We start from the raw sequence: 2154 nt of genomic DNA, 5'->3' as shown, positions 1-2154 counted from the left end.
GCCGCGCGGCAGCCAACCCGGCCACCGCACCAACCCTGAAAGGCGCACTCATGCCGACAGTCCCCAAGCTACGGTCCTCGGATACGGGCGCTACGAACCGCACCCCCACAGACCATCTGTCCACTCTGCTCCAGGATCTCGACCTGGCCGGAATCTTCGAGCGCATCGATATCGCCGAGACCGAGATCACCAAGGCCGTCGAGCGGCACCCGCATGCCGCTGACCGACTCTGGCACGCATTCAAACTGCTCACTCCGACGCATGAGCGCATGGACCACGAGCCGGTCTACCGCGCCCACTGCCGCGAACTGCTCGACCGCGTCGCCGAAGACGACGACACCCGGCCCGCCACCGCGGCCGAGATCTGTTGCGCCATGTTCGACATCAGCAAGGTCACCCCTCTGAGCTCGCTCGCTATGGGTCTGTACATGCGCGCCTGGCTCAAGGCGGGCCTGCCGGACATCGCGAAGATCGCCGAGGACAGCGAGCACCACGAAGCACTGGAGCGATCGCGCATCGACCAGTACGAGCACGACACGCGGCGCGCGCTCGCCGTGGACACCCGCAAACTCGGCACCATCGAATGCCGTGGTCGCCACCACGGCGAGCCGGTCGACTGCGCCTACACGACCGGCCACGCCAGCGACACGGAGGTTCGGTCATGAACTCGCGAAACGCCCACGACCTCCCCTGGACCCCGCCACCTGGCAAACCGACCACCTCGCGCTATCGCGACCCTGGCGTAGCCAACCTGATCGCGGTCAATATCGCCTGGCAGCTCGGTGACGACTGGAGCCACGGCTTCGACCACCGCAACCGCAAGCTCATCACCGGACCCGACTCGACACAGATCGAGGTCGCCGCCTACGCCGAATCCGGCACCTGGCGGCTGCTGCTGACCGGCCGGTTCCCGACCGGATACGAACCCGACCGCCATCACGCCATTTGGGTCGAGGCCACCCTGCCGCCATCGGCCATCGCCGCCCAAATCCGCAGCAGACTCCTGCCGGCCTACGAACCGGCCCTCGGCCGGGCCGTCGCAGCCGAACAGGCCGACCTCGCCCGACACCAACTGCGCTTCGACCGCGCCCACGCGCTCGCCCTCACCCTCGGCCCTGGCTGGCGCGTCCGGACCTGCGCCGGTACCGGCCCGGTCCAAGTGGTCCCGGACCGCGCCGCGGGCGCGGACCTGCCGTTCCCGGCTCCGGAGGGCTTCACCGTCACCGACACTGGCTGCCAGATCGCCCTGACCGTCGACCAGCACCTGGCCGCCTATCTCGCCGCCTCCATCGCCGCCTACCCCGCCATCCGAGAGGAGATTGAGAAACTATGAACAACACCGACAACACTCACGTTCTCGGCTGGCCGCTCAACCACGACGCCGAGCGCATCATGCGCTCGGTGGCCGGGCTGGTCCTGGCCGAACTCCGACCGTCGTCCTCAAACGCTGAAACCAACCGGTCATCGACCTGGTCACCGACACCGCGCACATCCTCTATGCGACAACGGTGTCGATACGCAGCGTTACGCGTTCCCGATCATCGACTACGCACTCGAGCATCTCGCCTCCTGCTTCCCCGGCCTCGAACCGCCCACCGCGCCCACACCGTCACCGTCCCTGCCCCCTGGATGCGACCGCCGCAACGCCTGGATCGCCTCCCGCCTGAACCACCTCCATCCCTCGACCGCCCGATCTGCCCTCCTGCGACACATCAGCCGCGACTACGAGCCCACCTCCGGGAAAGCGAAGCGCGAGGTCGAGGGCCAGATCACGCACCACGAGCGGTTGTTCGCGACGATCCACGGCGGCGTCCACCGAGGACTGCGCCACTTCGGTCTCATCGACGAGCTGGGCCGCCGCGCCGAGGCCGAGGCGTGGAAAACCGCCGAGTTCGACAACCTGGTCGAGACCATCATGTCCAGCACCCGTGCCGATCTCAGTCCCGTCTTCGGCGACGTCATCGTGGCCGAAGTGATCGCTTTCGTCGAACGCCACGAGCTCTGAACCGCACTCGCTGAAACGCGGGCCGCTCCCGTCCCGCGCTTCCCCTCTTCCGCTTTGATCCAGCAGCGCCATAGCGGCCCACCGCAACCCGGCGGTGCGGGATGGCCGGCTGCCGCTGCGGGGCGCTGACGCTACCCGACGGTCGGGGC

General features: G+C 68.1%; 3 protein-coding genes. All 3 read left to right on the top strand.

Going from position 1 to position 2154, the window contains the following annotated elements; genetic code table 11:
• A partial coding sequence (locus tag JFB92_RS24890) for a hypothetical protein (protein ID WP_233163791.1) occupies positions 1-665 on the top strand: 665 nt, incomplete at its 5' end.
• Complete coding sequence (locus JFB92_RS24885) at positions 662-1333, top strand: hypothetical protein (RefSeq protein WP_199044636.1); 672 nt, start codon at positions 662-664, stop codon at positions 1331-1333. The genes JFB92_RS24890 and JFB92_RS24885, both read left to right, overlap by 4 nt.
• A 453-nt stretch (positions 1334-1786) precedes the next feature.
• A complete protein-coding gene (locus tag JFB92_RS24880; protein ID WP_199044634.1) occupies positions 1787-2005 on the top strand; it encodes a hypothetical protein in 219 nt (72 codons plus the stop codon).
• Positions 2006-2154 lie beyond the last annotated feature (149 nt).

Origin of the sequence: Glycomyces salinus, assembly GCF_016428645.1 — a bacterium.
GTDB classification, from domain to species: domain Bacteria; phylum Actinomycetota; class Actinomycetes; order Mycobacteriales; family Micromonosporaceae; genus Glycomyces; species Glycomyces salinus.
Note: the sequence above shows the minus strand (reverse complement) of the source record. Positions and strands in the feature narration are given on the sequence as shown.

Excerpts from the sequence above, each read along its gene's own strand:
- JFB92_RS24885 (WP_199044636.1), top strand. The coding sequence starts at position 662 with ATGAACTCGCGAAACGCCCACGACCTCCCCTGGACCCCGCCACCTGGC.